Source organism: Ruegeria sp. BHSB058, from assembly GCF_059613285.1.
Genome location: NZ_JBXWSF010000010.1, coordinates 1 through 24,309 on the forward strand (window position 1 = coordinate 1; position 24,309 = coordinate 24,309).

General features: G+C 62.3%; 24 protein-coding genes. 10 read left to right on the top strand and 14 right to left on the bottom strand.

What is annotated here, in order from left to right; genetic code table 11:
• The 6 genes from AC2FNB_RS04170 to AC2FNB_RS04195 all read right to left on the bottom strand — a co-directional run.
• On the bottom strand, nt 1-557 hold a 557-nt coding region (locus tag AC2FNB_RS04170; protein ID WP_496744654.1), incomplete at its 3' end, for an aldehyde dehydrogenase family protein.
• Between the two features lie 29 nt (nt 558-586).
• Nucleotides 587-1,408 (bottom strand): ABC transporter permease, encoded by an 822-nt coding sequence (locus tag AC2FNB_RS04175; RefSeq protein WP_496744656.1) that lies wholly within the window; start codon nt 1,406-1,408, stop codon nt 587-589.
• Nucleotides 1,405-2,301, bottom strand: coding sequence for an ABC transporter permease subunit (locus AC2FNB_RS04180; RefSeq protein WP_480748255.1), 897 nt, complete (start codon nt 2,299-2,301; stop codon nt 1,405-1,407). The genes AC2FNB_RS04175 and AC2FNB_RS04180 overlap by 4 nt, the downstream gene beginning before the upstream one ends.
• 10 nt (nt 2,302-2,311) lie before the next feature.
• Nucleotides 2,312-3,478: an ABC transporter ATP-binding protein gene (locus tag AC2FNB_RS04185; RefSeq protein WP_496744658.1), complete on the bottom strand. Its 1,167-nt coding sequence runs from the start codon at nt 3,476-3,478 to the stop codon at nt 2,312-2,314.
• 124 nt (nt 3,479-3,602) lie between these two features.
• On the bottom strand, nt 3,603-4,694 hold the full coding sequence (locus AC2FNB_RS04190) for a polyamine ABC transporter substrate-binding protein (protein WP_496744660.1): 1,092 nt from the start codon (nt 4,692-4,694) through the stop codon (nt 3,603-3,605).
• Between the two features lie 52 nt (nt 4,695-4,746).
• Nucleotides 4,747-6,159: an aminotransferase gene (locus AC2FNB_RS04195; RefSeq protein ID WP_496744662.1), complete on the bottom strand. Its 1,413-nt coding sequence runs from the start codon at nt 6,157-6,159 to the stop codon at nt 4,747-4,749.
• Nucleotides 6,160-6,317: 158 nt separating this feature from the next.
• Here AC2FNB_RS04195 and AC2FNB_RS04200 point away from each other — a divergent pair, with 158 nt between their 5' ends.
• Complete coding sequence (locus tag AC2FNB_RS04200) at nt 6,318-6,959, top strand: TetR/AcrR family transcriptional regulator (RefSeq protein ID WP_496744664.1); 642 nt, start codon at nt 6,318-6,320, stop codon at nt 6,957-6,959.
• 675 nt (nt 6,960-7,634) lie between these two features.
• On the opposite strand, the gene AC2FNB_RS04205 is transcribed toward AC2FNB_RS04200, so the two are convergent.
• Nucleotides 7,635-8,570 (bottom strand): DMT family transporter, encoded by a 936-nt coding sequence (locus tag AC2FNB_RS04205; protein ID WP_496744665.1) that lies wholly within the window; start codon nt 8,568-8,570, stop codon nt 7,635-7,637.
• 113 nt (nt 8,571-8,683) lie between these two features.
• On the opposite strand from AC2FNB_RS04205, the gene AC2FNB_RS04210 reads away from it, so the two are divergent.
• On the top strand, nt 8,684-9,607 hold the full coding sequence (locus AC2FNB_RS04210; protein ID WP_496744667.1) for a LysR substrate-binding domain-containing protein: 924 nt from the start codon (nt 8,684-8,686) through the stop codon (nt 9,605-9,607).
• 154 nt (nt 9,608-9,761) lie between these two features.
• On the opposite strand, the gene AC2FNB_RS04215 is transcribed toward AC2FNB_RS04210, so the two are convergent.
• Both AC2FNB_RS04215 and AC2FNB_RS04220 read right to left on the bottom strand, forming a co-directional pair.
• A complete protein-coding gene (locus AC2FNB_RS04215) occupies nt 9,762-11,417 on the bottom strand; it encodes a BCCT family transporter (protein ID WP_480748248.1) in 1,656 nt (551 codons plus the stop codon).
• Between the two features lie 46 nt (nt 11,418-11,463).
• Nucleotides 11,464-11,880 (bottom strand): universal stress protein, encoded by a 417-nt coding sequence (locus tag AC2FNB_RS04220; RefSeq protein WP_480748247.1) that lies wholly within the window; start codon nt 11,878-11,880, stop codon nt 11,464-11,466.
• Between the two features lie 475 nt (nt 11,881-12,355).
• Between AC2FNB_RS04220 and AC2FNB_RS04225 the strand changes: the two genes are divergently transcribed.
• Both AC2FNB_RS04225 and AC2FNB_RS04230 read left to right on the top strand, forming a co-directional pair.
• The gene (locus AC2FNB_RS04225; RefSeq protein ID WP_496744669.1) at nt 12,356-12,955 is read left to right on the top strand and encodes a 2-hydroxychromene-2-carboxylate isomerase; all 600 of its coding nucleotides are present in this window, start codon (nt 12,356-12,358) and stop codon (nt 12,953-12,955) included.
• A gap of 56 nt (nt 12,956-13,011) precedes the next feature.
• Nucleotides 13,012-13,500, top strand: coding sequence for a DUF2244 domain-containing protein (locus AC2FNB_RS04230; RefSeq protein ID WP_480748245.1), 489 nt, complete (start codon nt 13,012-13,014; stop codon nt 13,498-13,500).
• 24 nt (nt 13,501-13,524) lie between these two features.
• Here AC2FNB_RS04230 and AC2FNB_RS04235 read toward each other — a convergent pair whose 3' ends face one another.
• On the bottom strand, nt 13,525-14,007 hold the full coding sequence (locus AC2FNB_RS04235) for a GatB/YqeY domain-containing protein (protein ID WP_496744671.1): 483 nt from the start codon (nt 14,005-14,007) through the stop codon (nt 13,525-13,527).
• Nucleotides 14,008-14,190: 183 nt separating this feature from the next.
• Here AC2FNB_RS04235 and carA point away from each other — a divergent pair, with 183 nt between their 5' ends.
• Both carA and AC2FNB_RS04245 read left to right on the top strand, forming a co-directional pair.
• Complete coding sequence (gene carA, locus AC2FNB_RS04240; protein WP_480748243.1) at nt 14,191-15,357, top strand: glutamine-hydrolyzing carbamoyl-phosphate synthase small subunit; 1,167 nt, start codon at nt 14,191-14,193, stop codon at nt 15,355-15,357.
• An 81-nt stretch (nt 15,358-15,438) separates the two neighbouring features.
• The gene (locus tag AC2FNB_RS04245; RefSeq protein WP_496744673.1) at nt 15,439-17,325 is read left to right on the top strand and encodes a glycosyltransferase; all 1,887 of its coding nucleotides are present in this window, start codon (nt 15,439-15,441) and stop codon (nt 17,323-17,325) included.
• Between the two features lie 3 nt (nt 17,326-17,328).
• Here the strand turns inward: AC2FNB_RS04245 and AC2FNB_RS04250 are convergent, their stop codons facing one another.
• Complete coding sequence (locus AC2FNB_RS04250) at nt 17,329-17,979, bottom strand: GntR family transcriptional regulator (protein ID WP_480748241.1); 651 nt, start codon at nt 17,977-17,979, stop codon at nt 17,329-17,331.
• A 95-nt stretch (nt 17,980-18,074) separates the two neighbouring features.
• On the opposite strand from AC2FNB_RS04250, the gene AC2FNB_RS04255 reads away from it, so the two are divergent.
• Complete coding sequence (locus tag AC2FNB_RS04255) at nt 18,075-18,719, top strand: pyrimidine 5'-nucleotidase (RefSeq protein WP_496744675.1); 645 nt, start codon at nt 18,075-18,077, stop codon at nt 18,717-18,719.
• A 79-nt stretch (nt 18,720-18,798) separates the two neighbouring features.
• Nucleotides 18,799-19,995 (top strand): UbiH/UbiF family hydroxylase, encoded by a 1,197-nt coding sequence (locus AC2FNB_RS04260; RefSeq protein WP_496744677.1) that lies wholly within the window; start codon nt 18,799-18,801, stop codon nt 19,993-19,995.
• 30 nt (nt 19,996-20,025) lie between these two features.
• On the opposite strand, the gene AC2FNB_RS04265 is transcribed toward AC2FNB_RS04260, so the two are convergent.
• The gene (locus tag AC2FNB_RS04265; protein ID WP_496744679.1) at nt 20,026-21,153 is read right to left on the bottom strand and encodes an aminotransferase class V-fold PLP-dependent enzyme; all 1,128 of its coding nucleotides are present in this window, start codon (nt 21,151-21,153) and stop codon (nt 20,026-20,028) included.
• Between the two features lie 266 nt (nt 21,154-21,419).
• Between AC2FNB_RS04265 and hutC the strand changes: the two genes are divergently transcribed.
• Nucleotides 21,420-22,121 carry a histidine utilization transcriptional repressor HutC gene (hutC, locus tag AC2FNB_RS04270; protein ID WP_480748237.1) on the top strand — a complete coding sequence of 234 codons (702 nt, stop codon included), beginning with the start codon at nt 21,420-21,422 and terminating at the stop codon, nt 22,119-22,121.
• 6 nt (nt 22,122-22,127) lie between these two features.
• Here hutC and AC2FNB_RS04275 read toward each other — a convergent pair whose 3' ends face one another.
• Both AC2FNB_RS04275 and AC2FNB_RS04280 read right to left on the bottom strand, forming a co-directional pair.
• A complete protein-coding gene (locus AC2FNB_RS04275; RefSeq protein WP_480748236.1) occupies nt 22,128-22,586 on the bottom strand; it encodes an Lrp/AsnC family transcriptional regulator in 459 nt (152 codons plus the stop codon).
• On the bottom strand, nt 22,583-23,038 hold the full coding sequence (locus AC2FNB_RS04280; RefSeq protein WP_496744681.1) for an Lrp/AsnC family transcriptional regulator: 456 nt from the start codon (nt 23,036-23,038) through the stop codon (nt 22,583-22,585). Before AC2FNB_RS04280 ends, AC2FNB_RS04275 begins: the two co-directional genes overlap by 4 nt.
• A 131-nt stretch (nt 23,039-23,169) precedes the next feature.
• Between AC2FNB_RS04280 and ilvC the strand changes: the two genes are divergently transcribed.
• Nucleotides 23,170-24,192: a ketol-acid reductoisomerase gene (gene ilvC, locus AC2FNB_RS04285; RefSeq protein ID WP_480748234.1), complete on the top strand. Its 1,023-nt coding sequence runs from the start codon at nt 23,170-23,172 to the stop codon at nt 24,190-24,192.
• Nucleotides 24,193-24,309: the final 117 nt, after the last annotated feature.

A 24,309-nucleotide genomic window follows, 5' to 3' on the forward strand; every position in this document is an offset into this window, starting at 1 on the left:
TCGGCATAGAGAATCGCCGACAGCGGTGTCAGTTCGGAGGGTTTCAGCACCATGGTGCAGCCTGCGGCCAGTGCAGGCCCCACTTTCAGCACGATCTGGTTGATTGGCCAGTTCCAGGGCGTGATCAGCCCGCAGACGCCAGCCGGCATCCGCACCAGCGTGTCGCCGTTGGGCAGGGTTTCCTCGAAATCGAGCGTCTTCAGATCGGCGATGATGGCCTCCAGGTGGTCAATGCCGACCTGCGCCTGCATCTCGCGCGACATGGTGATCGGGGCGCCCATCTCCAACGAGATGGCTTCTGCGAATTCATCAACGCGGGCGGTGTAGACCTCCAGCACCCGTTCGAGGAGCGCAATGCGGTCCTCGCGGCTGGTGGCGGCAAAGCCGGGCAGCGCAGCCTTGGCTGCGGCCACGGCGGCATCAACGTCATCTTCGCTGCCAAGCGCGAGTTGGCCAAGGGACTGTTCGGTGGCGGGGTTGATCACGTCAACCGCGCCACTGCCGGCGGGGGCGGTCCAGCTGCCGCCGATATAGAACTGGGACATGTTGTACTGCATTGCCGTATCCAATTTTGTTTGAGTGCGAGTCACTCGGCGGCGGTTGCCGCGCGGTGTTCCTGCTGCTGGCGGCGTTCCTGCCGGCGGTTGACCAGCGAGGCGGTGATGACACCCAGGGTGACGATGCCGATCAGCATGGAGGAGAGCGCGTTGATCTCCGGCGAGACCCCCAGCCGTACGGAGGAATAGAGCTTCATCGGCAGGGTGGTGGAGCCGGGGCCGGAGGTGAAGGTGGCAATCACCAGGTCGTCAAGCGACAGGGTGAACGAAAGCAGCCAGGCCGAGATCACCGCAGGCGCGATCACCGGCAGAGTCACCTGGCGGAAGGCCGAGATCGGGGTGCAGCCGAGGTCCAGCGCCGCATCCTCCAGCGACCGGTCGAAGCTGGCCAGCCGGGACGAGACCACCACCGAGGCATAGCACATGGCAAAGGTCGCATGGGCGATGGTGATGGTCCAGAAGCCGCGGTCGAGGCCGACGGCGACGAACAGCAAGAGGAGTGACAGGCCGGTCACCACCTCCGGCATCACCAGCGGCGCAAAGATCATGCCCGAAAACAGCGTGCGGCCCGGAAAAGATCCCGCACGCACCATGACAACCGCGCTCAGCGTACCCAGCACCGTGGCCAGCGTGGCCGACACAAAGGCGATGCGCAGGGTGATCCAGGCGGCCTCCAGATAGGCGTCGTTGTTCAGAACGATGCCGTACCATCTGGTGCTGAAGCCGCCCCAGACAGTGACCAGGCGGGAGTCGTTGAAGGAATAGATCACCACCAGCAGGAGCGGCAGGTACAGGAAGGCCAGGCCGAAGGTCAGAGAGGTCAGGTTGAACATGTTGAAACGGCGGATCATCCCAGGTCCTCCTGATGTTTCTGCTGGTGGCGCTGGAACAGCACGATGGGCACGATCAGGATGGTCAGCAGCACAATGGCCACCGCCGCCGCAACGCCCCAGTCGCGGTTGGAGAAAAACTCGAGCCACAGGGTCTTGCCGATCATCAGCGTGCCGGAGCCGCCCAGAAGGTCGGGGATCACGAATTCGCCAATCGCCGGGATGAAGACCAGGAAGCAACCGGCAACCACCCCAGGCAGCGACAGCGGCAAGGTGATCTGGCGGAAGGCCGCAAAGGCGCCGCAGCCCAGATCCTCGGCTGCCTCCAGCAGCCGTCCGTCGATCCGTTCCAGCGAGGCGTAAAGCGGCAGGATCATGAACGGCAGGTAGGAATAGACAATGCCGATATAGACCGCGATTTCGGTGTGCATGATCGCCAACGGCTGGCTGATGATGCCAAGCTTCATCAGCGCAAGATTCAGGAAGCCCTCGTTCTTCAGGATGCCGATCCAGGCATAGATGCGGATCAGGAAGCTGGTCCAGAACGGCAAGATGACCAGCAGCAGCAACGTCTTGCGCCAGTCCTGCGGCGCCTTGGCCATGGCATAGGCCACCGGATAGCCGATTGTAAGGGTGAGCAGCGTTGCGATGGCGGCGACCTTCACGCTGTTGAGATAGGCCTTGAGATAGATGCCATCCTCGGCCAGCCAGACGAAATTCTCGAAGTCCAGCGCCGCGAAGGACGCGCGCAGGCCGGCAAGCCCCTCATCGAGGCTGAACGTCGGGGCATAGGGCGGGCTGGCGGTGACCGAGTCCGACAAAGCAATCTTGATGACAATCAGGAAGGGCACCAGGAAGAACAGGCCCAGCCACAGATAGGGCGTCAGGATCAGGAGCTTGCGGGGGGTGTTCATGGCCGGCCCCTCATTCATCCACCAACACGCAGGCGCCTGCGCGCCAGCTGAGCCAGACCCGGTCGCTCCAGTCGATGCCGCGGCGCGAGGTCAGCAGCCGGTTGGCCTCCTGCGCGCGGATCAGCATCCCTCCGTCCAGCCGCACCAGGAAGGTAGAGGCGCTGCCGATATAGGAGATCTCTTCCACCGTGCCCTCAACCATGTTCACATTGAAGGCTTGCTCAGGCTGGTCCTTGGTAACGTGAATCTTCTCCGGGCGCAGCACCAGCGTCTTGCGGGTGCCGGGGATCAGCACATCCTCGGGCTGCGGGCGGATCGCCAGCCGGGTGCCGCCATCCCAGCGGGCCAGCGCCAGTTCGCCCTCCATGCCCGCCAATTCGATATCAATCAGGTTCACGTTGCCAATGAAATCAGCAACATAGCTGGACACCGGATGCTCGTAAATCCGTGTGGGGGTATCGGTTTGCAACAACTTACCCGCCTTCATCACTGCGATACGCGAGGATACGGTCATCGCCTCGTCCTGATCGTGGGTGACGATGATAAAGGTGAGACCCAGCCGGTCCTGCACGTCCATCAGCTGGAACTGGGTTTCCTCGCGCAGCTTTTTGTCGAGCGCGCCCAGCGGCTCGTCCAGCAGCAGCACCTTGGGTTTCTTGGCCAGCGAGCGCGCCAGCGCCACCCGCTGCATTTGGCCGCCGGACAGCTGATGCGGTCTGCGGTCGGCATAGCCTTCGAGCTGTACGAGTGCCAGCATCTCGTCGACCCGGTCCTGGATGTCGCGTTTCTTCCAGCGCTCCTGTTTCAGGCCGAACCCGATGTTCTTCGCCACCGACATATGCGGAAACAGCGCGTAGGACTGGAACATCATGTTGATCGGGCGACGGTTCGCAGGAATGCCGGTCAGGTCCTGCCCGTCCAAAAGGATGCGGCCTGAGGTCACTTCCTCAAACCCGGCCAGCAGCCGCATCATCGTGGTCTTGCCGCATCCGGAAGGACCGAGGAGAGAGAAGAACTCGCGCTCATGAATGTCCAGGTTCAGATCCGAGATTGCGGTGAAGCTGCCAAAGGTCTTGGTTACATTCTCGAAGCGGATCAGCGGCGGGCGGGTGGGTGCCTGCGGACTGGTGGGTTCGACCCGCGCGGCGGCGGCACTGGCCGGATGATGGGAATTCATTGGTGCAAGTTCCCCTGTTGCAAGTCCCTGCCGCGGTGTGAGTGTTTGCTGCGGCAGGGCAATTGATGCGCGGCCCAGGCCGCAGCAGGGCTGGAATGGCGCGGCTCGGAAGCCGCGCCGGGGCTTACTGGCCTGTGCGGACCTTTGACCAGGTGCGCGTGTAGAGACGCTCGGTCTTGCGGTCCTGCAGCACCGGAGTTGTCAGCATCTCCATCGTCGCCTCAGTCGGATAGACGGCGGGGTTGCTGATCAGCTCAGGGTCGATCTCAGCCTGAGCGGTGAGGTTGGCGCTGCCGTAGCGGATGAAGTTGGCGTTCTGCGCCGAGACCGCAGGCTGCATCAGGTAGTTCAGGAAGGCATGGGCCTCATCCACGTTCTTGGCATCGGCCAGGATGGCAAGGCCGTCAAAGTCCAGCAGCGTGCCTTCCTCCGGGATGATGTATTCCAGGGTGACGCCATTGCCGGCTTCTTTGGCGCCGTCTGCCGCCCAATAGGCATCGCCGCTCCAGGTCAACCCGAGGCAGGCGTCGCCGTCGGACAGGGCGCCGATCATGCCGTCGGTGGAAATCTGGGCGATATTGCCGCGGATCGCACCGATATGCTCCCCAGCGGCGGTGATCCGGTCCTTGTCGCTGGTATTCGGGTCTTCGCCCATGTCGATAAGCGCGGCGCCGATCACGTCGGTGGGCGAGTCTGCGATCATCACGCTGCAATCGGCCAGCTTGCTGGAAATCTCCGGATCGAACAGCAGGTCCCAGGACTTGGGAAAGCCGGCGCCCAGCCGCTCCTCCAGCTTGCCGGTGTTATAGGCGATGCCGAAGGTCCACCAGTTGTAGGGCACCAGGTATTCGTTGCCGGGGTCGAAGGTCTCGATCAGCCCGGCGATCTTGGGCCAGACGTGCTGCAGGTTGGGGATCTTGGACTTGTCGATCTTCTGCAGCACGCCGGCCGAGATCAGCCGCGCGGTGCCGGTGGAGGAAGGAACGATGATGTCGTAGCCGGAGCTGCCCGCCAGTACTTTGGTCTCCAGCATGGCGTTGGAATCATAGGTGTCATAGGTGACATCGATGCCGGTTTCCGCTTCGAAGGCTTCGATGATCGCCGGATCCAGGTAGTCGCTCCAGTTATAGATCACCAGTTCGCCCTCTGCCGCCGCAGCGGCACCCCAGATTGCAGCCGTTGCGGCCAGCAGGCTGATTGTCAGCTTGGTCTTCATGGTTCCCTCCTGTGTTGGGGTTCTGTCCGTTTCTTTTTGGGGGGCGCGGGCCTCAGGCCCGCATTGTCTCCAGCTCCAGGCCTTGGCCCAGCAGCTCCCGGGTCGCGCGTTCAACGCCTTCGGTAAGAATGTCGAACATGTCGTCGATCTGCGCCTCGGTGATCACCAGCGGCGGCGAGAAGATCGCCATGTTGCCATAGGGGCGGACCATCAGGCCCAGTTCCTGGCAGCGGGCATCAATCACTGAACCGATGGTGGCGTCGATTTCGGGGCTGGGTTTGCCGTTGCGAGTCAGGGTGCATTCGATGCAGCCTACCAGCCCCATGCCGCGCACATCCACGATCAGCGGCAGCTCCAGCAGCTGCTGCAGGCGTTTCTGGAAATGCGGGGTCACCTTGCGGACGTGTTCCAGGATGCCGTCGCGCTCGAAGATCTCGATGTTCTTGAGGCCCGCGGCGGCACAGACCGGGTGGCCGGAATAGGTGTAGCCGCTGGTGAAATAGACGTCCTTGGACACATCGCCCTCGATGTCCTTGAACAGCCGGTCGGAGAAGATCGCGGCCCCCATCGGCGCATAGCCAGAGGTCAACCCCTTGGCGCAGGTGATGATATCGGGGGTGATGCCGAACAGGTCCTCCGATGCGAACCAGTGGCCCAGGCGGCCAAAGCCGGTGACGACCTCGTCGGAGATATAGAGCACGTCATATTTGCGGCAGAGTTCCAGACAGCGGCCATGGTAACCCGCGGGCGGCACGATCACGCCGCCGGAGCCCAGCAGCGGCTCGGCAATGAAGGCGGCGACATTGTCCGCGCCGAGCTCCAGAATGGCGTTTTCCAGATCCGCAACCTTTTCATCCAGGAAGGCTTCGATGCTCATACCTGCGGGGCGGCGGAAGGCGTTCACGTCTGGCAGGAAATGGGGAATGATCTGGTCGGTGTCGAACCACTGGCGCTCGCTCGGCTTGCCGCTGAGCGAGGCTGTCAGATAGGTGCCGCCGTGATAGGCATGCGCCCGGGTGATGATCCGCTTCTTTAACGGTTTGCCCAGCAGGTTGTTGCGGAAGTGGACAAAGCGGATGGCGGTATCCACCGCGGTGGAGCCGCCGGTGGTGAAATAGACCCGGTTGAGATCGCCCGGCGCCCGTTCGGCAATTGCGTGGGCAAACTCGGCGCTTACCGACGTGGCCTCGGAGAAGGGGGAGCAATAGGCCATCTTGCGGGCCTGCGCCGCCATCGCATCAGCGATCTCGGTGTTGCCGTAGCCCAGCTGCATGCACCACATGCCGCCCGGCCCGTCGATCACCTTGTTGCCGTGCTCGTCATAGACATAGATGCCTTCGGCATACTCGCTGAACGTCCTGTCGGCTTTTCCGGGACCCTGGACTTCCAGCCCTTCCCATGGATGGAAGTAATTCTCCTTGTCCCAGGTTTTGAAGTTTTCGAAGTCGTTTCCAAGTTTGGTCATCTTGCTCTCTGTCCGGAATAGCCACACACTTTGAATGAACGTTCATACAGTAAGGGCATAAGTGAATGATCGTTCATTGTCGATGGAAATTTGATGCAATTCCGTGCAAAGTGCCGGAACGGCGGCGGGCCAGCCGGCAGCGAAAGAGGGGCAGGCAGATGGCAAATGCAGAAGAAACAAAGAAAAAGCGGAAGGTCGACAAGGACCTGCACCGGGAGGTGCTGCTTGATGCAACCGCTAACGTAATCCTGAAGTATGGGGTCAGCGGCACCACAATCAGCCGTATCCAGGAAGAATCGGGCCTGTCGCGCGGCATGATCAACCTGCACTTCCAGTCCAAGGACAACCTGATTCGCGCGCTCGCCATTCATATGACTCAGGAGTACAATGACGCTTGGCAGAGTTTTACCAGCCAAACACCGCAAGAGGTCAGTACGCCGGAAGATGCAGCAGCCCGTCTGCAGGCGCTGTTTGCGACGGACTTTTCCGAAGCGGTTTTGAACAGACGCAGTGCCCGGCTGACCTTTGCCTTTCGCGCCGAACCTGATTTGCAAGCGCCTGGAACCGGCTATACCGACACCCGCGGAACTGACCTGCACGACCATGTGCGCAGTTGCTGCAAGGTTCTGTGCGAAGTATGCGGCACCCAAGGCGATCCCGAGAAGGTCGCCATGGCCATCATGTCGCTACTGGAAGGGTTATGGACCGACTTTCACGCCCACCCCGATGAGTTCAGCAGGGAAAATGCGGTAGAAATCTGCCGGACCACTGCCCGCGCATTCTTTCCCGGATACTTCTGAACAGAAAGCGCGGGCGGGCCGCCTTTTTTTGCAAAAGGGGGCAGTACAAGCGAGATTATGAGCTGCAATATGGATACCCAAACGCCTATCTTAACGCCAAAACTCCATCATCCAAAACTTCAAAATGTCCGCATTGGCGAAGTCGCACCGCCGAAACCCCGTGGGCGTTGGATGCCCAGTTTGGCCGAAGCCACTTCGGCCAGTAGCGGCTTTTTGCGCTTCCTATCCTTTCCTATCTCGCGCAGCATTCGGTAATTTGGGCTCCCTGCCGTCATCTGAGTCTTTCAGTCGGTTACTTCCTGCTTGAAGGGCCGGTTTCGAGCCAATCTCATGGTCTTGTTCCCACCCGCAGCAAATCCTCAGCCGCCGACTCAGTCGATGTGCGACACGGTCGCAAACCGCATATACCAGCCTCTTGAGTGTGAAGACCGACCGGCAGGTCTGTCCGCGGAGCCGCCCTTCCCGAATGCACGTTCGAGATCCTGCCCAAGCAGGCAGACCGGGACAAGGGCCACGCGCACTGATCCCTTTCAGGTGAAACAGACAGAAAATCCCGCCGGTTCTCCGGCGGGGTTTTTCTTTGCTGGGTGTGGCCTGGTAGTGCAATTTGGCGGTTGGCAGCCCAGGACCCAAATCCCCAATGAAGGGTCAAAGGGTCGACCCGAGGCTATGACCCTAGCGCGTCCTTCGCCCGGTGACGATTGACAGCCCGACCCCCGACAGAACCAATATGACCCCGGTCATGAACAAGGGGCCCATACGGTCGCCAAACATGACTGCCGAGGCGCCGACGCCGAATACCGGTTGCAGGAATTGCACACTGGCCGCCACACGGGCCGGAACGGTGCGCAGGAGCCATAGCCAGAGAAACAGGCCGACAGCCGACACGAGCAGGCCAAGATAGATTGCCGCGGCGATGGAGACAGCTGTCACGTTGAAGGGGGTGGTCGCAACTTCCCACGCCGTGAATGGCAGGAGGGCGAGGAACCCGGCCAGCGTGCTCCAGATCACGACCGTGACGGTGCCGTGGCGCGCCGCCAATTCGACGCTCCAGACATAGTACAGGGCTATGACCACTGCCGACAGCAGAACGAGCGCCACGCCTGTCATGGTCGTTTGCGCCGCAGCACCCACACCGTCATTTTGACCGAACGCCACCAGTGCGACACCCGCGAAGGCTGCTACCAGCCCGAACTGCTGCACCATGTTGACCGGCTGGCCAAGCCGCAGTGCCGCGAGGATAACGACAAAGACCGGGATGGTAGCAGAAACGATGGTGCTGACCGAAGCAGAGGTTCCGTAGACGCCGAAGGATTGCGACAGGTTGCCGATCCCGATCCCGACGAACCCGAGCGCCGCGACTTTCGGCAGGGCGGTGAGCGGAATCCTGTGCCGCCCGATGGCGAAGAGAAACAGGAATGGTACGGCGAAGGCGAAGCGCAATGCGGTGAACGCTATTGGCGGCATGGTGTCGAGGCCCAGCTTGGTGATCGGGATCGACAGGCCCCAGAGCACCGCCAGAAGCAACATCCCCCCGACGCTGAGGGGCGAAAGACGGTCGACGAGGGACGCAAGCGGCAGTGCGGGCGTTTCCGGGGTTGTGATCGTCATGTTAGTTTCTTGAAAAAGATTGCTCTCAGATCACTTATTGAATGCGAAGGCTGATGCTGACAAACGAATTGTTTGACGTCTATGATTGAAGGAAATGCAATCATGAGACCGCCATGCCCGTCCGACCCCCACCCTTGCAGACCCTGCGTGCCTTTGAAGCCGCAGGTCGTCTGTTGAGCATGGCGCTGGCGGCGCAGGAGTTGAACCTTACTCCCGGCGCGATCAGCCGACAGATCCAGTCGTTGGAAGACGATCTGAACGTCGCGCTGTTCCGGCGCATGACGCGGCGCATCGCTTTGACCGAGGAAGGAGCGGCGTTCCATCAGGTGGTCAGCCGGGCGCTGGCGGACCTTATCCGCGAAGCAGAACGCTTGCGCACACGGGACGACGCCCCGCGGCTGACGATTAGCACGAGTGTCTCTTTTGCCAGCAAGTGGTTCGCCCCGCGCCTGCACCGGCTGATGGCGCGGCTGCCGGATGTTGATATCCGGCTTGAAGTCAGCGACGTGAATATCGATCTGTCCGACGGCCGTGTGGATGCCGCGCTGCGCTATGGCACCGGAAACTATCCGGGCGCCGCGACAGAGAGGATTCTCGACGAGACCATGAGCCCGGTCTGCAGCCCCGACTATCGGGCGCGCATGGGCGGGCTTTCGATCCCGGCGGATCTGCTCGGTTGCACGTTGCTGAACGAGAGCCGCGTTCTGCACGACGATAGCAGTCTGCCAAATTGGGAACGTTGGTTTGCCGCCGCCGGGGTCGAGGGCGCTCGTGGTCGGGGACCGACATTGAGTCACGGCAGCCTCACCATTGAGGCGGCGCTGCGTGGCGAGGGGGTCGCACTTGGGCGGAGCGTGCTGGTTGCCGAGGACGTCTCTGCCGGCCGGCTGGTGGAACTGTTCCCACAAATCAGCTTGCCGGCCGGGAGAGGTTACGACCTTGTGCATCGGCAAGGCGAAGAGGATGATCCAGGGCTCTCTGCCTTGCGTGAATGGCTGATGGCGGAAGTGGCGGCATCACTTTTGAGCGCACCGTAGCAACCGATCAAATATGCGCCTCGTGCATGTCCACAATATCCGGGCTCTGCTTTGTCAGGCTGGTCATCTCCGGAACACGGTCGCGGTTCTGCCCGCGCTGAAAGGCCGGCCTTTGCGGGCGACCTTCCTTAATTTGTCGCGTGCGGTGCCAGCGTCAGAGCGACTGTCGCTCTTGCACCAGCCCCTTGAAGATTGCCCAGCAGATCAGAAGCAGGATCACGGTGAAGGGCAGACCGGTCGAGATGACCATGGCCTGCAAGGCCCCCAGACCGCCGCCGATCAGCAGCGCGATGGCAACCAGGCCCTCGAACGTGCACCAGAACACCCGTTGGGGGATCGGGGCGTCGATCTTGCCGCCAGCGGTGATCGTGTCGATCACCAGCGAGCCGGAATCGGACGAGGTGACAAAGAACACGATGACCAGCACGATGCCAATGACCGAGGTGATCCCCGCCATCGGCAGGCTTCCCAGCATCGCGAACAGTGACAACGGCGGGTTATAGCTGTCGATCACCTGGGCCTTGACGGCGCTGCCGGCCGGGTCGGCGATGACCTGTTCGATGGCCGCGCCGCCGAATACCGCCATCCAGAACATGCAGACAAAGGACGGGATCAGCAGCACGCAGATCACGAATTCGCGTACCGTGCGGCCACGGCTGACGCGGGCGATGAACATGCCGACAAACGGCGACCACGAAATCCACCATGCCCAGTAGAAGGCTGTCCAGCCCTGCAGGTATCCGGTGTCTTCGCGCCCGTGCGGGTTCGACAGCGGGATGACCTCCTGAAAATAGGCCACGACGCCCTTGCCGAACTCGGACACGATCGACCCCACTCCGGCGGCGAACAGCACGAACAGCAACAGCAGAAGCGCGATGACCATGTTGATCTCGGAGAGCACCTTGACGCCGCCGTCGAGGCCGCGAAGCACCGAGCCAAGGGCGACGAGCGTGATCACGATGATCAGGATCACCTGAACCGTCACGCTGTTGGGGAAACCGAACACGTATTCGAGCCCGGCATTGGCCTGTTGCGCGCCGAAGCCGAGGGATGTGGCGAGACCAAAGAGCGTGGCAAACACCGCAAGCGTGTCGATGATATGCCCCACCCAGCCCCAGACGCGTTCTCCGAAGATCGGATAGAAGGCCGACCGGATCGTCAGCGGCAGGCCCTTGTTATAGGTGAACAGCGCCAGCGCAAGTGCAACCACCGCGTAGATCGCCCAGGGGTGCAGCGCCCAGTGATAGGAGGTCGCCGCAAGCGCCATGCGCCGCGCGGCCTCGACATTTTCCGGGATCAGGACGCCATTTTCGTCGAAGGGGCGCACGACCCCAAGCGGTTCGTCACCCCAGGGAGTGCCGAAATAATAGACCGGCTCCAGCACTCCGAAGAACATCAGGCCGATCCCCATGCCGGCGGCAAAGAGCATCGCGAACCAGCCCGGATAGCCATAATCCGGTGTTGCGTCCTTGCCGCCAAGGCGGACCGAGCCATAAGGCGTCACGATCAGCATCAGGCAGAACAGCACGAAGATATTGGCCGACCACAGGAAAAACCAATCGAAGGTCGAGGTCAGCGCTGGCCGCAGCCAGCCGAAAAAGTCGCCCGCCTGGGTCGGTGCCACCAATGCGTAGGCCACGAAGGCCACGATGGACAGGCCCGAAATCAGGAATACCGGGTTGTGAATGTCGAGCCCGATCGGCCCGATTGTCGTTTCAATGTTGTCCTGACCGATTTCATAATCGGTCTCGATGATGTGGGATGACCCTTCGGGTGCGGGAATCCCTTGATTGGCGCTTTCGTCGGTCATGTGCGACCTCCCATGTTCCTTTCGTTTCGTGACCGGGTCATGCCGCTCAAGCGCGTATGACCATCACGGAGCATTTTGCGTGCTCGGCCAGCTTTCCGCCGTTCGACGGCCAGATATAGTCGATGACGTTCGGCACGTGGCTGGCCATGACGACAAGGTCGGACCCCGTGTCGTCGATGGCCCGGATCAGTGCGTCATCCACGTCGATGGCAGGATCATGCGAAACAACCGGGTGCGCGGCGACGGCGATGCCGTGCCTGTCGGCCTGGCCTTGCGCAAAGGCTGTCAGCTTTTGCCCGAACTCTGCGGGATTATGCGCAACAGAGCTTGGCGCCGAGGACGTCACGCCGACATAAGAAATGGGCACGTTGTAATGTTTGGCGAGATCAGCGGCGCAATCCAGTGCGGGCGCCAACCCCTCGATATGCGCCAGATCCACCGGCGCCATAATTCGCTTGAACAAGTCTTCCTCTCCCTTCTGCGCGGGTCGGGTGAGACCTTGGCTTTTGAAAACGGCGCCCGCGCGTCATCTGCCAAATTCGGCGGTTTTGTGGCCCACCGATTCCCCAAGCATAGAACAACTTGGGCGGGTCTGACAAAAACCGGCCCCCCGAGCCGGGTTCAAGGCAGACATGGACGGGCTGTTTGTGCGTGCCAATACGCCGGATACCCGGTTGATATCGCGACAATATATTCGCGTTTTCCAGTCGCGCCGGGATCAGGCTTACATCCGGGTCGCCGGCTGATTGTGTAAACCCTTTGTTTGCTCTCTGTCGCTATCAGTCCTGCGCAGGCTGGTCGTGACGGCAGAAAACCGCGATGCCGTCCTACGGGGTTTCGCTGTGCGCAGGGTTTTGGCAGGCGCACATGAAATAGCCAGAGAGGCGAAAATCGGGTATTCTGCCCTTGGCCGCATGCTTCGTTCAGGAGGTTTGCTCATGCCCGAGATTGATTTTTGGTATTCCATTGGAAGTACATACACATTTCTGACGGTGACCCGCCTGCCGGAGTGGTGCCGGGAACACGATGCCACGGTTCGATGGCGTCCGTTCAATGTGCGCAAGGTCATGACCGATCAGCAGAACGTGCCTTTTGCGGGTAAACCGGCCAAATCGGCCTATATGTGGCGCGATATCGAGCGCAGGACCGCCAAGTACGGCCTGCATGCGCACCTGCCCGCCCCCTACCCGATCTCGGATCTGGCGCTGGCCAATCAGGTCGCGCTTTTGGGCATGTCCGAGGGCTGGGGCGAGCGGTTCACCGAAAACCTCTATCGCATCTGGTTCGAGGACGGCGTGGAGGCGGGAAGCGAGGCCGCGCTGTCTGAGGCGCTGTACCGTTGCGATCAGGACCCGATGCCGGTTCTGGCGCGAGCGCGCGCGCCGGAGGCGGTCGCGGCGCTGGACCGGGAAACCGAGACAGCCGTTTCGCAGGGCGTGTTCGGCGCGCCAAGCTTTGTTGTGCGGGGTGAGCTGTTCTGGGGCGACGACCGTCTGGACGACGCGTTTTCCTGGGCGCGGGTGGGTCACGTGACCTGATCCCCGGCGCGCTGGAATGCTCTCGACTGGCGGGCTTGAAATGCTATTTCTTATGTATGCCTTATCGCTGGAAACAGAACTCGGAATCGGTGCAGGAGCTGCATCTGTGGCCGCATAATTCACTGCCGCCGCGCGGTGCGATCGCGATCGTCCTGAGCATCTTTGCGATGGGGCTGATCCCTTTGCTGGCGGTTCTGGGGTCGGTTCTGTTGTGGGGATTGCTGCCGTTCACGCTGTTGGTGGTGCTGGGGCTGTGGCTGGCGCTGGAAGTGAACTATCGGCAGCGGCGCATGCTGGAAGTGCTGACCCTGACGCCCAGCCTGGCCCGGCTGGTGCGGCACAATCCGCGCGGGCGGGCGCAGGAATGGCATTGCAACCGCTATTGGGCGCGCCCCGAGATGCACCGGCACGGCGGACCGGTGCCGAACTATGTAACCCTGAAAGGCGGCGGGCGCGAGGTGGAAATCGGCGCGTTTCTGTCCGAGGACGAACGCGTCGCGCTGTACGACGATCTGCTGGTGAAACTGAGCAGCGACCGGGGCTGAGCCTGCCCCGGAACAAGCCGGTCGTCAGCAATCGCCGTTCGAGGCGCAGAGCTGGTCCTTGACCATGGGGCCGACCTTGCCGAAATCCATCTGGCCGGTATAGCGCGCCTTGAGCTCGCCCATGACCTTGCCCATGTCGCGGATCGAACCCGCGCCGGTGGCGGTGATCGCGGCATTGATGGCCTGTGTCACCTCGTCATCGTCCAGCTGCTTGGGCAGGAATTCCTCGATCACCTCGATTTCCTGGCGCTCGCGCTCGGCCAGATCCAGTCGCCCGCCCTCTTCATAGGCGCGCGCGCTTTCCTTGCGCTGCTTGGTCATTTTCCCAAGGATTTCAAGCACGTCCGCGTCACCACATCCCTGCGCCTCGTCATTGACCGAGCCGCGCGTGGCGATATCCCTGTCCTTGATTGCCGCGTTGATCAGACGAAGCGTCGACAATCGGTCGGTCGCCTTGTCCTTCATTGCCTGCTTAAGGGCCGTGTTCACCCTTGATCGCATATCCATATGTTCTGCCCATCCCCATGGATCCGGAACTCTGACCATATAGAAACAGAATGAATGAGACAACAGGGGGTGAATACAGCTAAGCCATTGAAATCTATGAATACCGCAAAAATTGAACGGACTTGACCCGACGACGCAACACCCTTAGGTATGCGCCGATTTACCCAGCAGGAGAGTCGCGCCATGGCCCAGAACGCCACGTCCAAGCCCACCGCATGTCTGGCACTGGCCGATGGAACGCTGTTTTACGGGCACGGGTTCGGAGCGACAGGCCAGACCGTGGCCGAGCTGTGCTTCAACACCGCGATGACCGGTTATCAGGAGATCATGACCGACCCGTCTTATGCCGGGCAGATCGTGACCTTTACCTTTCCGCATATCGGCAATGTCGGCGTGAACTCCGAGGATGACGAGACCGGCGATCCGGTGGCCGAAGGGATGGTGGTGAAATGGGACCCGACCGAGGCGTCGAACTGGCGCGCGGCAGAAGAGCTCAAGACATGGCTGGAGCGCCGGGGCCGGATCGCCATCGGTGGCGTCGACACCCGCCGCCTGACCCGCGCGATCCGCCAGCAGGGCGCGCCGCATGTGGCGCTGGCGCATGATCCCGACGGTCAGTTCGATATCTCGGCGCTGATCGCTGCCGCGCGCGGTTTTGCCGGGCTGGAAGGCATGGACCTGGCCAGGAAGGTCACCTGCGCCCAAAGCTATCGCTGGGACGAGATGCGCTGGGCCTGGCCCGATGGCTATTCCCGTCAGGAAGCGCCCAAGCACAAGGTCGTGGCGCTGGATTACGGTGCAAAGCGCAATATCCTGCGCTGTCTGGCCTCGGCCGGGTGCGACGTCACCGTTCTGCCCGCCACCGCCACCGCGGCGGAGGTTCTGGCGCATGATCCAGACGGCGTGTTCCTGTCGAACGGCCCCGGCGACCCGGCAGCGACCGGCGAATACGCGGTGCCGATGATCAAGCAGATCCTGGACACCACCGATCTGCCGGTGTTCGGCATCTGTCTGGGCCATCAGATGCTGGCGCTGGCGCTGGGCGGCCAGACCATAAAGATGAACCACGGCCATCATGGCGCCAACCATCCGGTCAAGGATCTGGAAACCGGCAAGGTCGAGATCACCTCGATGAACCACGGCTTTGCGGTGGATGCGCAGACCCTGCCCGAGGGCGTGGTCGAAACCCATCGGTCGCTGTTCGACGGTTCGAACTGCGGTATCCGCATGGCGGAGCGGCCTGTTTATTCGGTGCAGTACCACCCCGAAGCCTCGCCCGGTCCGCAGGACAGTTTTTACCTGTTCGAGCGCTTCGCCACCGCCATGACTGCCCGCAAGACCGCAGAATAAGCGCGAGCGAAAACAAGCTTAACCGCGCATTAACCTTGTTCCTTCAACCCTGATGCCTGACGCCTGCATCGGGGTTGAGGAATGAGTGAACAGAACCTGCAAAGATTGTCGGAGGCGCTTCCCGTCGCCGGGACGCGGGCAAGGCAGCCGCTGGGCCGGTATCTGGTCGAAAGCGGCGCAATCACCGAAAGCCAGCTTGTTCATGCCCTGACGCTTCAGGAACGGCTGGACGCCCCCATCGGGGAAATCCTGATTGCCGAGGGTTTTGCGGAAACGCGCGATGTTCTGGCGGCGCTGTCAACGCAATATGGTCTGCAGGTCGCAGCGCTGGATGCGCCCGCCCCCACTGCTGCGCTTTGTGCGCTGATGCCCACCGAGTTCTGGCTGGAATACAATCTGGTTCCGTGGATGCGGCTGGGTCCGCTGGTACTGGTCGCGACGGCGCGCCCGGACCTGTTTGACGCGCCACGCGCCCGGCTGGCGGCGGCGGGTGTGACGGCGATCCCGGTTCTGGCCTGGAGAGATGAGATCGACCGCGCCATTGCGCGCCAGTTCGCGGACAGTCTGGCCAAGGCGGCGGAAACGCGCGTCGAACCTGCGCAAAGCTGCCGCAACTGGGATGCCGTTTCGAGATTGCCATCTGTCCTGGTCGCGCTTTTGCTGGTCGCCGTCATGGTGGCGTCGCCGCTGCCCGCATTCGCCGCCTTGACAGTGGCGGCGGTTGTGACGCTGGCCCTGTTCACCGCGCTGCGCGTGGTAGGTATTCTGGGGCAATTGGCCGGGCATGCGCTGGTGAACGCGCCGGAGCCTACAGGCCACAGGCCCGGCCCCGAATCCCGGCTGCCGCGCGTGTCGGTTCTGGTGCCGCTGTACAAGGAGCGTGAAATCGTCGGCGACCTGATCCCGCGCCTGAACCGGCTGACCTATCCCAAGGCCCTGCTGGATGTCATTCTGGTGCTGGAGGAAAAGGACCGGATCACCCGGGACACACTGGCACAGGCACAGCTGCCGCCGTGGATGCGGGTGATCGAGGTGCCCGACAGCCACGGCCTGACCACCAAGCCGCGCGCGATGAACTATGCGCTGGATTTCTGCCGAGGCGATATCGTGGGGGTCTGGGATGCCGAGGACGCGCCGGTCGCGGACCAGATCGAGCATGTGGTGGCCCGCTTTGCGCAGGCGCCCGAGGATGTGGTGTGCCTGCAGGGGATACTGGATTACTATAATCCGCGCACCAATTGGCGGTCGCGTTGTTTCACCATCGAGTATTGCAGCTGGTTCCGGGTTGTCCTGCCTGGCATGGCGCGATTTGGGCTGGTGATCCCACTGGGCGGCACCACGCTGTTTTTTCGCCGCAAGGCACTGGAGGCGCTGGGCGGCTGGGACGCGCATAACGTGACCGAGGATGCCGATCTGGGCGTCCGGCTGTGCCGCGCCGGATACCGGACCGAAGTGTTCGACACGGTGACCTATGAAGAGGCCAATTTCCGCCTCTGGCCTTGGGTTCGCCAACGTTCGCGCTGGCTGAAAGGGTTCATGGTGACCTATCTTGTGCACATGCGCGCGCCGCGCAAGCTGTTGGGCGAGCTCGGGTTGAAACGGTTTCTGGGGGTTCAGGCGTTTTTTCTGGGCACGGTGGGTCAGTTCCTGCTGGCGCCGGTTCTGTGGTCGTTCTGGCTGATGCTGTTCGGGCTGCCGCATCCGCTGGCCGGGGTGTTTCCCGCAGGCATCATCACCGCCATGATCGGGTTCTTCATCTTTGCCGAAGCCGTCAACCTGATTGTCGGACTGACCGCCGTGTCATCCGAGCGCCGACGGTTCCTGATGCCGTGGGTACCGACGATGGTGTTGTATTTCCCGTTCGGCGTCATCGCCGCATACAAGGCGCTGTGGGAACTGGCGATCAAGCCCTATTTCTGGGACAAGACCCAGCACGGACAAGCCGGAGAGGAATGCGTGCCCGGTTGAGACCTATTGACGCTCGCGCTTGTCGGCGTCCTGCTTGAGCCGGGTCATGAAGGCGATGGAGATATGTTCCTTGAGCGCCAGCTGCGCGGCATCCTCGTCGCGCGCGGCAATCGCCTCGACAATGCCCTTGTGTTCGCTTTGCGCCACCTCGCCGCGCCCTTGCGCGGCCAGCGACGTGGTGGCCATCAACGCCATGGTGCGATGCACCAGGTCCAGCTGCTGCACCAGATAGCGATTGTGCGAGGCCAGGTGGATCTGTTCGTGAAACCTCCGGTTCGCCCGTGACAGCGCCGAAGGGTCGTTGACCAGCGCGTCATCCTCCTGAACCATGTCGCGCAGCACCCGGATCTCTTCGTCGGTGGCATGCTTGGCGGCAAGGCGCGCGGCCAGCCCCTCGAGCTCGCGGCGCACCACGTAAAGCTCGGCCATCTGATTGTGATCCAGCGAGGCCACGATCAGCGAGCGCCCGTCGCGTTCCAGCAGCGATTGGGTTTCCAGCCGTTGCAGGGCTTCGCGAATGGGCGTGCGTGACACACCGAACCGGTCGGCCAGTTCGCTTTCGACCAGACGGTCACCGGGTTTGTAGATGCCTACGTCGATCGCTTCGAGGATCAGGCTGTAGGCGTCGGTGTTGGACTGGCGGCTCTGGCTCATGGTGTCATCTGGCTCCCTGTTCGGACCTGTCTATCCGCCGGGTGTGCCTGCAATCAAGATTGAAATCCGACCATGTCCAGCCTAAACCGGCACGCATGGTGAAGCCTGCATTCTCTCATGTCACGCAATGGGTGTTCGATCTGGACAACACCCTTTATCCGCCGCACATGCGCCTGTTCGACCAGATCGAGGTGCTGATGACGCAATATGTCATGGATGCGCTGAGGGTGGACCGGGCCGAGGCAGACCGGCTGCGGTCGCAATACTGGCGGCAATACGGCACCACGCTGGCCGGTCTGATGGCGGAACATGACCTGGACCCCGATCCTTATCTGGTTGCGGTGCATCAGGTCGACATGAGCCATATGGAGGCGGATACCGCCCTTGCAAACCATATCCGGTCGCTGCCGGGGCGCCGGATCGTCTATACCAACGGCAGCGCGCCCTATGCCGAACGGGTGCTGGCGGCGCGCGGGCTGAGCGGGCTGTTCGACGCGATCTATGGCGTCGAACATGCCGGATACCGGCCCAAGCCCGAGCGGGCGGCGTTCGAGGCGATATTCGCCCGTGACGGCATCGACGCCGCGCAGGCCGCGATGTTCGAGGATGACGCCCGAAACCTGGCCGCGCCGCACGAGATGGGGATGCGCACGGTACATGTGGCGCCCGAGCATCATCCGGCAGATCATATCCATCATCACACCGCCGATCTGACCGCGTTCCTGTCGCGGCTGGTCTGAGACACGCGCACGGGACAGGATGTCACTTGGCACCGGGTTGCGAAACCGCCTAGGGTCCGGCCGGAACGGAGATTTTGCCATGAAGACCAGCTGTGACATCCTGATTTCCGGTGGCGGCATCGCCGGGCTGACGGCGGCGGCCGCATTTGGTGCCGCCGGATTCGATGTGGTCTGCGTCGACCCTGCCCTGCCGGTGACAGAGCGCGACGCCGAAGGGTCGGACCTGCGCACCACGGCGTTTCTGCAGCCCGCGCGCGGCCTGCTGGAGCAATGCGGGCTTTGGGCAAGGCTGGCCGAGCATGCCGCGCCGCTGCAAATCATGCGCATCGTCGACGCCGGCGGCGAGGTGCCCGAACCCCGCGTGGTCCGGGATTTCAATGCTGCCGACATCTCGGACCAGCCATTCGGGTGGAACCTGCCCAACTGGCTGCTCAGGCGCGAGATGGTGGCCCGGTTGACCGAATTGCCAAATGTCGATTTCCGCCCCGGAACCGCAACCACCAGCCTGTTCACCCGGATGGCTCAGGCCCGTGTCGGCCTGAGCGATGGCGCCCGCGTGACATGCAAGCTGGTGCTTGCGGCAGACGGGCGCAACTCGCCCATGCGCGAGGCGGCGGGCATTGGCGTTCACACCACCCGCTATGGTCAGAAGGCGCTGGCCTTTGCGGTGACCCACACTATCCCGCACGACAATGTCTCGACCGAGATCCACCGCTCGGGCGGGCCGTTCACGCTGGTGCCGCTGCCGGACTGGCAGAGCCAGCCGTCATCGGCGATCGTCTGGATGGAACGGGGACCAAAAGCGCTGGACCTGATGCAGATGAAGCCCGAGGCGTTCGAGGCGGCGATGACCGAGCGGTCGTGCGGATTGTTCGGACCGCTGAAACTGGCCTCGCGCCGCACCATCTGGCCCATCATCAGCCAGTCGGCAGAGCGGCTGGCGGGTGAGCGGGTGGCGCTGATGGCCGAAGCCGCGCATGTGGTGCCGCCCATCGGAGCGCAGGGGCTGAACATGTCGCTGGGCGATCTGCGGTCGCTGCTGGATCTGGCGCAGGCGCGGCCCGAGGGATTGGGCGATGCGGACATGCTGGAGGCCTATCACAAGGCGCGGCACAACGAGATCGCGGCGAGGGTCAGGGGGATCGACCTGCTGAACCGCGCCTCGATGATGGAAGCGCGCCCCTTGCGGGATGCGCGGGCGCTGGGGCTGAGCGCGCTTTACTCGCTGGCCCCGGTGCGCAAGACGCTGATGCAGATGGGGCTTGGCGTGCGGTGACGCGCGGGCGGGCCGAAGCCCGCCAGCCGTTCAGAGCACCTGATCCAGAACCCGTTTCAACCGACCGATCGTGCCATCGACGTCATAAAGCTTGTCGAGGCCGAACAGGCCGAGGCGGAAGGTGCTGAACCCCTGCGGTTCATCACATTGCAGCGGCACCCCGGCGGCGATCTGCATGCCCAGCGCGGCGAATTTCCTGCCGTTCTGCACCTCGGGATCGCTGGTATAGCTGACCACCACGCCCGGCGCGCCAAAGCCTTCGGCGGCCACGGACGTGATGCCCTTGTCCTTCAGCATCGCCCGCACGCCGTTGCCCAGCGCCCATTGCGCATCGCGCAGCCTGTCGAAACCGTATTCGCGGGTTTCGGCCATGGTGTCGCGGAAGGCGCGCAACGCATCCGTGGGCATGGTGGCGTGATAGGCATGCCCGCCGCCCTCGTAGGCTTTCATGATGTCGCGCCATTTCCTGAGGTCGATGGCGAAACTGTCCGAGGTGGTCTCGGCCAACCGGGTCTCGGCCCGTTCCGACAGCATCACGAGACCGGCACAGGGCGAGGCGCTCCAGCCCTTTTGCGGGGCCGAGATCAGGACATCGACGCCGGTGGCTTTCATGTCGACCCAGACGCAGCCCGAGGCGATGCAATCCAGCACCATCAGCGCGCCGACCTCGTGCGCCGCGGCCGCCATGGCGGTGATGTAGTCATCCGGAAGAATCACCCCGGCGGCGGTTTCCACATGCGGGGCAAAGACGATATCCGGCTTTTGCTCGCGGATGGTGGCCACGACCTCTTCAATCGGTGCGGGGGCAAAGGGAGACGGTGTGGCGTTGCCGGTCTGACGCGCCTTCATCACCGTCGTGCTGGCGGTGAGGCCACCGGTTTCGAAAATCTGGCTCCAGCGATAGGAGAACCAGCCGTTGCGCACCACCAGAACGTTGGCACCGCGCGCGAACTGCCGGGCCACCGCCTCCATCCCATAGGTGCCGCCGCCGGGGATCACCGCGACGGCATCGGCATTGTAGACGTCGCGCAGCGTGGCCGAAATGTCCCGCATGACCTGCTGAAAGGTCGCGGACATGTGATTCAGGGAGCGGTCGGTGAAAACCACGGAGAATTCTTCGAGACCTTCGGGGTCAACGGTATCAAGCAGCGCGGGCATGTTCTGTCCTTTCTGACGCGGTCCCCCTTTTCTGACCTCGGCCTGACGACAGGTAAAGCAGGAATTCGTCAGAAAACCGCGATTATCGACACCTGGGGCGATTTCACGGTCACCACAATTTGATAACCGCCTGATGGCAAAGAAATATTAACGTTTGATAACGAGAGATTACAGAAATGGCACCATACAGTGTCACCATGCCTTTACACTTAGACGTGTTTCTGAACAGATGTATGCAGCCAGAACATGAATGTACGGAGTTACCAGTGACGGCGCAAAAACGCATTAGTTTTCAACTTATTAGAGATGAAGTTAAACGCAGGATTGAATATCGCATTTGGCCGCAGGGGGCGATCCTGCCGACGGAAGCGGAACTGGCCGAAGAGTTCGGCTGCGCCCGGGCAACCGTCAACCGCGCATTGCGGGAACTGGCCGAACTGGGGTTTGTCGAGCGCAAGCGAAAAAGCGGCACAAGGGTCAAGCGATCACCCGCGAAACAGGCCCGGCTGGAAATCGCGCTGGCCCGCCAGACGGTCGAAGATCGAAATTCCCAATACCGATATGCGCTGGTGGAGAGGAAAGTGCTGACCAGCCCCGCCTGGCTGGCCTCGCAACTGGGCTTGCCCAATGATGCCCCGGTGCTGCACCTGTTGTGCATGCATTACGCCGACAACCGCCCGTTTCAACTGGAAGAACGCTGGATCAACATCGCGGCGGTGCCCGATGTGGAACAGGCCGACTTCAGCCGCTCCGGCCCGCATGAGTGGTTGCTGAACGCCGCCCCGTTCGCCGAGGCGACTGTCACCTTTTCCGCCATCGGAACCGACGGGCGCCTTGCCGAATTCATGGGCACCACGCCCGGCGCACCGGTGCTGCAGACCGAGCGCATGACCTGGCTGAACGGCACGCCGGTGACCTTTGCCCGGATGACCCATCATCCCGGGTTCAGGATCAGCAGCCAGTATTGAGGCCATCTATCCGATCGGTCCGGGCAGCCGCTCCTCGCTCAGCAGGACGTTGGCCTCGACATCGCCGGCGCCGGGCAGCGTCATGATCCGCCGCCGCAGGACGCGTTCGAAATCCGACAGGTCCCGCGCCACGACGCGCAGGCGATAGTCGTAGAGCCCCAGCACATGCTCCACGGTCTGCACTTCGGGGATGGCGCTGACGGCGCGTTCGAAATCTTCCAGGCTGACCTGCCCCTTGCGCGCCAGTTTGACACCCAGAAACACCGTCACGCCGAATCCCAGCGCCTCGGCGTTCAGGCGCAGACGGCGGCCCTTGATCACCCCCGCCTCTTCCAGCCGCCTGATCCGCCGCCATGTGGCGGGTTGCGACAGGCCAAGGCGGCGGCCCAGCGCGCCAGCACTTTGGGTGGCGTCCTGGGCCAGCGCCCGCAGCAGCTTGCGGTCGATTTCGTCCAGCTCGATCATACCGGCAGCACCTCGTCACGCTTTACCCGAGCGATATGCATCAGCGCCTCGATGTCGGCGATATGCGGCAGGGTCAGGATGCGGTCGCGATAGAGTTGCTGATAATGGGGCATGTCGCGGGCGATCACTGACAGGCGCACATCGACCCGGCCCAGAAAGGTCTGGATCTCGATCGCCTCGGGTACCTGCCGCGCCGCTGCGATGAACTCGTCAAAGGCGCGTGGCTGGGTCTTGTCGAGCGTGACGCGCAAGCTGACCTCGACCGCATAGCCCAGCGCCCGCCAGTCGATCACCGCCTCCTGCCCCTGGATGATACCGGCAGCCTGCATCTTTTCGATCCGCCGCCAGCACACGCCCGAAGTGATGCGGCTGCGCTCGGCCAGTTCGGCGGTCGAGAGGCTTGGATCGGCCTGATAATGGCGCAGAATCCGGCGGTCGATATCGTCAAGCATGTTTTTATCGCAATCTTTTATTTTGACGAATAGTTCTTCGCCTTTTTCACAAATACTCAATCCCAGCGCTCTCGCCAATACCCGAAACTGGCGGTAAAAGCGCAGCAATCAAAACAGAAAGGACCGGCATCATGCGCGTCTATTACGATCGCGATTGCGACATCAACCTGATCAAGGACAAGAAAGTGGCCATCCTGGGCTATGGCAGCCAGGGCCACGCCCATGCGCTGAACCTGCGCGACTCGGGCGCCAAGAACCTGGTCGTCGCGCTGCGCGAAGGCTCGGCATCCGCCAAGAAGGCCGAAGCCGAAGGTCTGCAGGTGATGGGCATCGCCGAAGCGGCGGCCTGGTGCGACGTCATCATGTTCACCATGCCCGACGAACTGCAGGCCGAGACCTACAAGAAATACGTGCATGACAACATCCGTCCGGGTGCCGCCATCGCGTTTGCCCACGGCCTGAACGTGCATTTCGGCCTGATCGAGCCGAAAGAGGGCGTGGACGTCATCATGATGGCGCCCAAGGGCCCCGGCCACACCGTGCGCGGCGAATATGTCAAGGGCGGCGGCGTGCCCTGTCTGGTTGCGGTTCACACCGACGCCACCGGCAAGGCGCTGGAGACCGGCTTGTCCTATTGCTCCGCCATCGGCGGCGGCCGCTCGGGCATCATCGAGACCAACTTCCGCGAGGAATGCGAAACCGACCTGTTCGGCGAACAGGCGGTTCTGTGCGGTGGTCTGGTCGAACTGATCCGCTGCGGTTTCGAGACGCTGGTCGAGGCGGGCTATGCCCCCGAGATGGCCTATTTCGAATGTCTGCACGAAGTGAAGCTGATCGTTGACCTGATCTATGAAGGCGGCATTGCCAACATGGACTACTCGATCTCGAACACCGCCGAATACGGCCAGTATGTCACCGGCCCGCGCATCCTGCCCTATGAGCAGACCAAGAAGGCCATGAAAGAAGTTCTGAACGACATCCAGCAGGGCAAGTTCGTCCGCGATTTCATGCTGGAGAATGCGGTTGGCCAGCCGACGATCAAGGCATCGCGCCGAGCCAATGACGAGCATCAGATCGAACAGGTCGGCGAAAAGCTGCGCGGCATGATGCCGTGGATCTCGGCCGGCAAGATGGTCGACAAGTCGAAGAACTGATCACGGTTCCGACGCAAGACAAAGGGCGCCCAGCGGCGCCCTTTTTTGTTTCCGGGCGAGATGAAATCCGTTGACATGGGATTGCGGCGCCTGTCTGGTCTCGCTCGAGTATTGAGG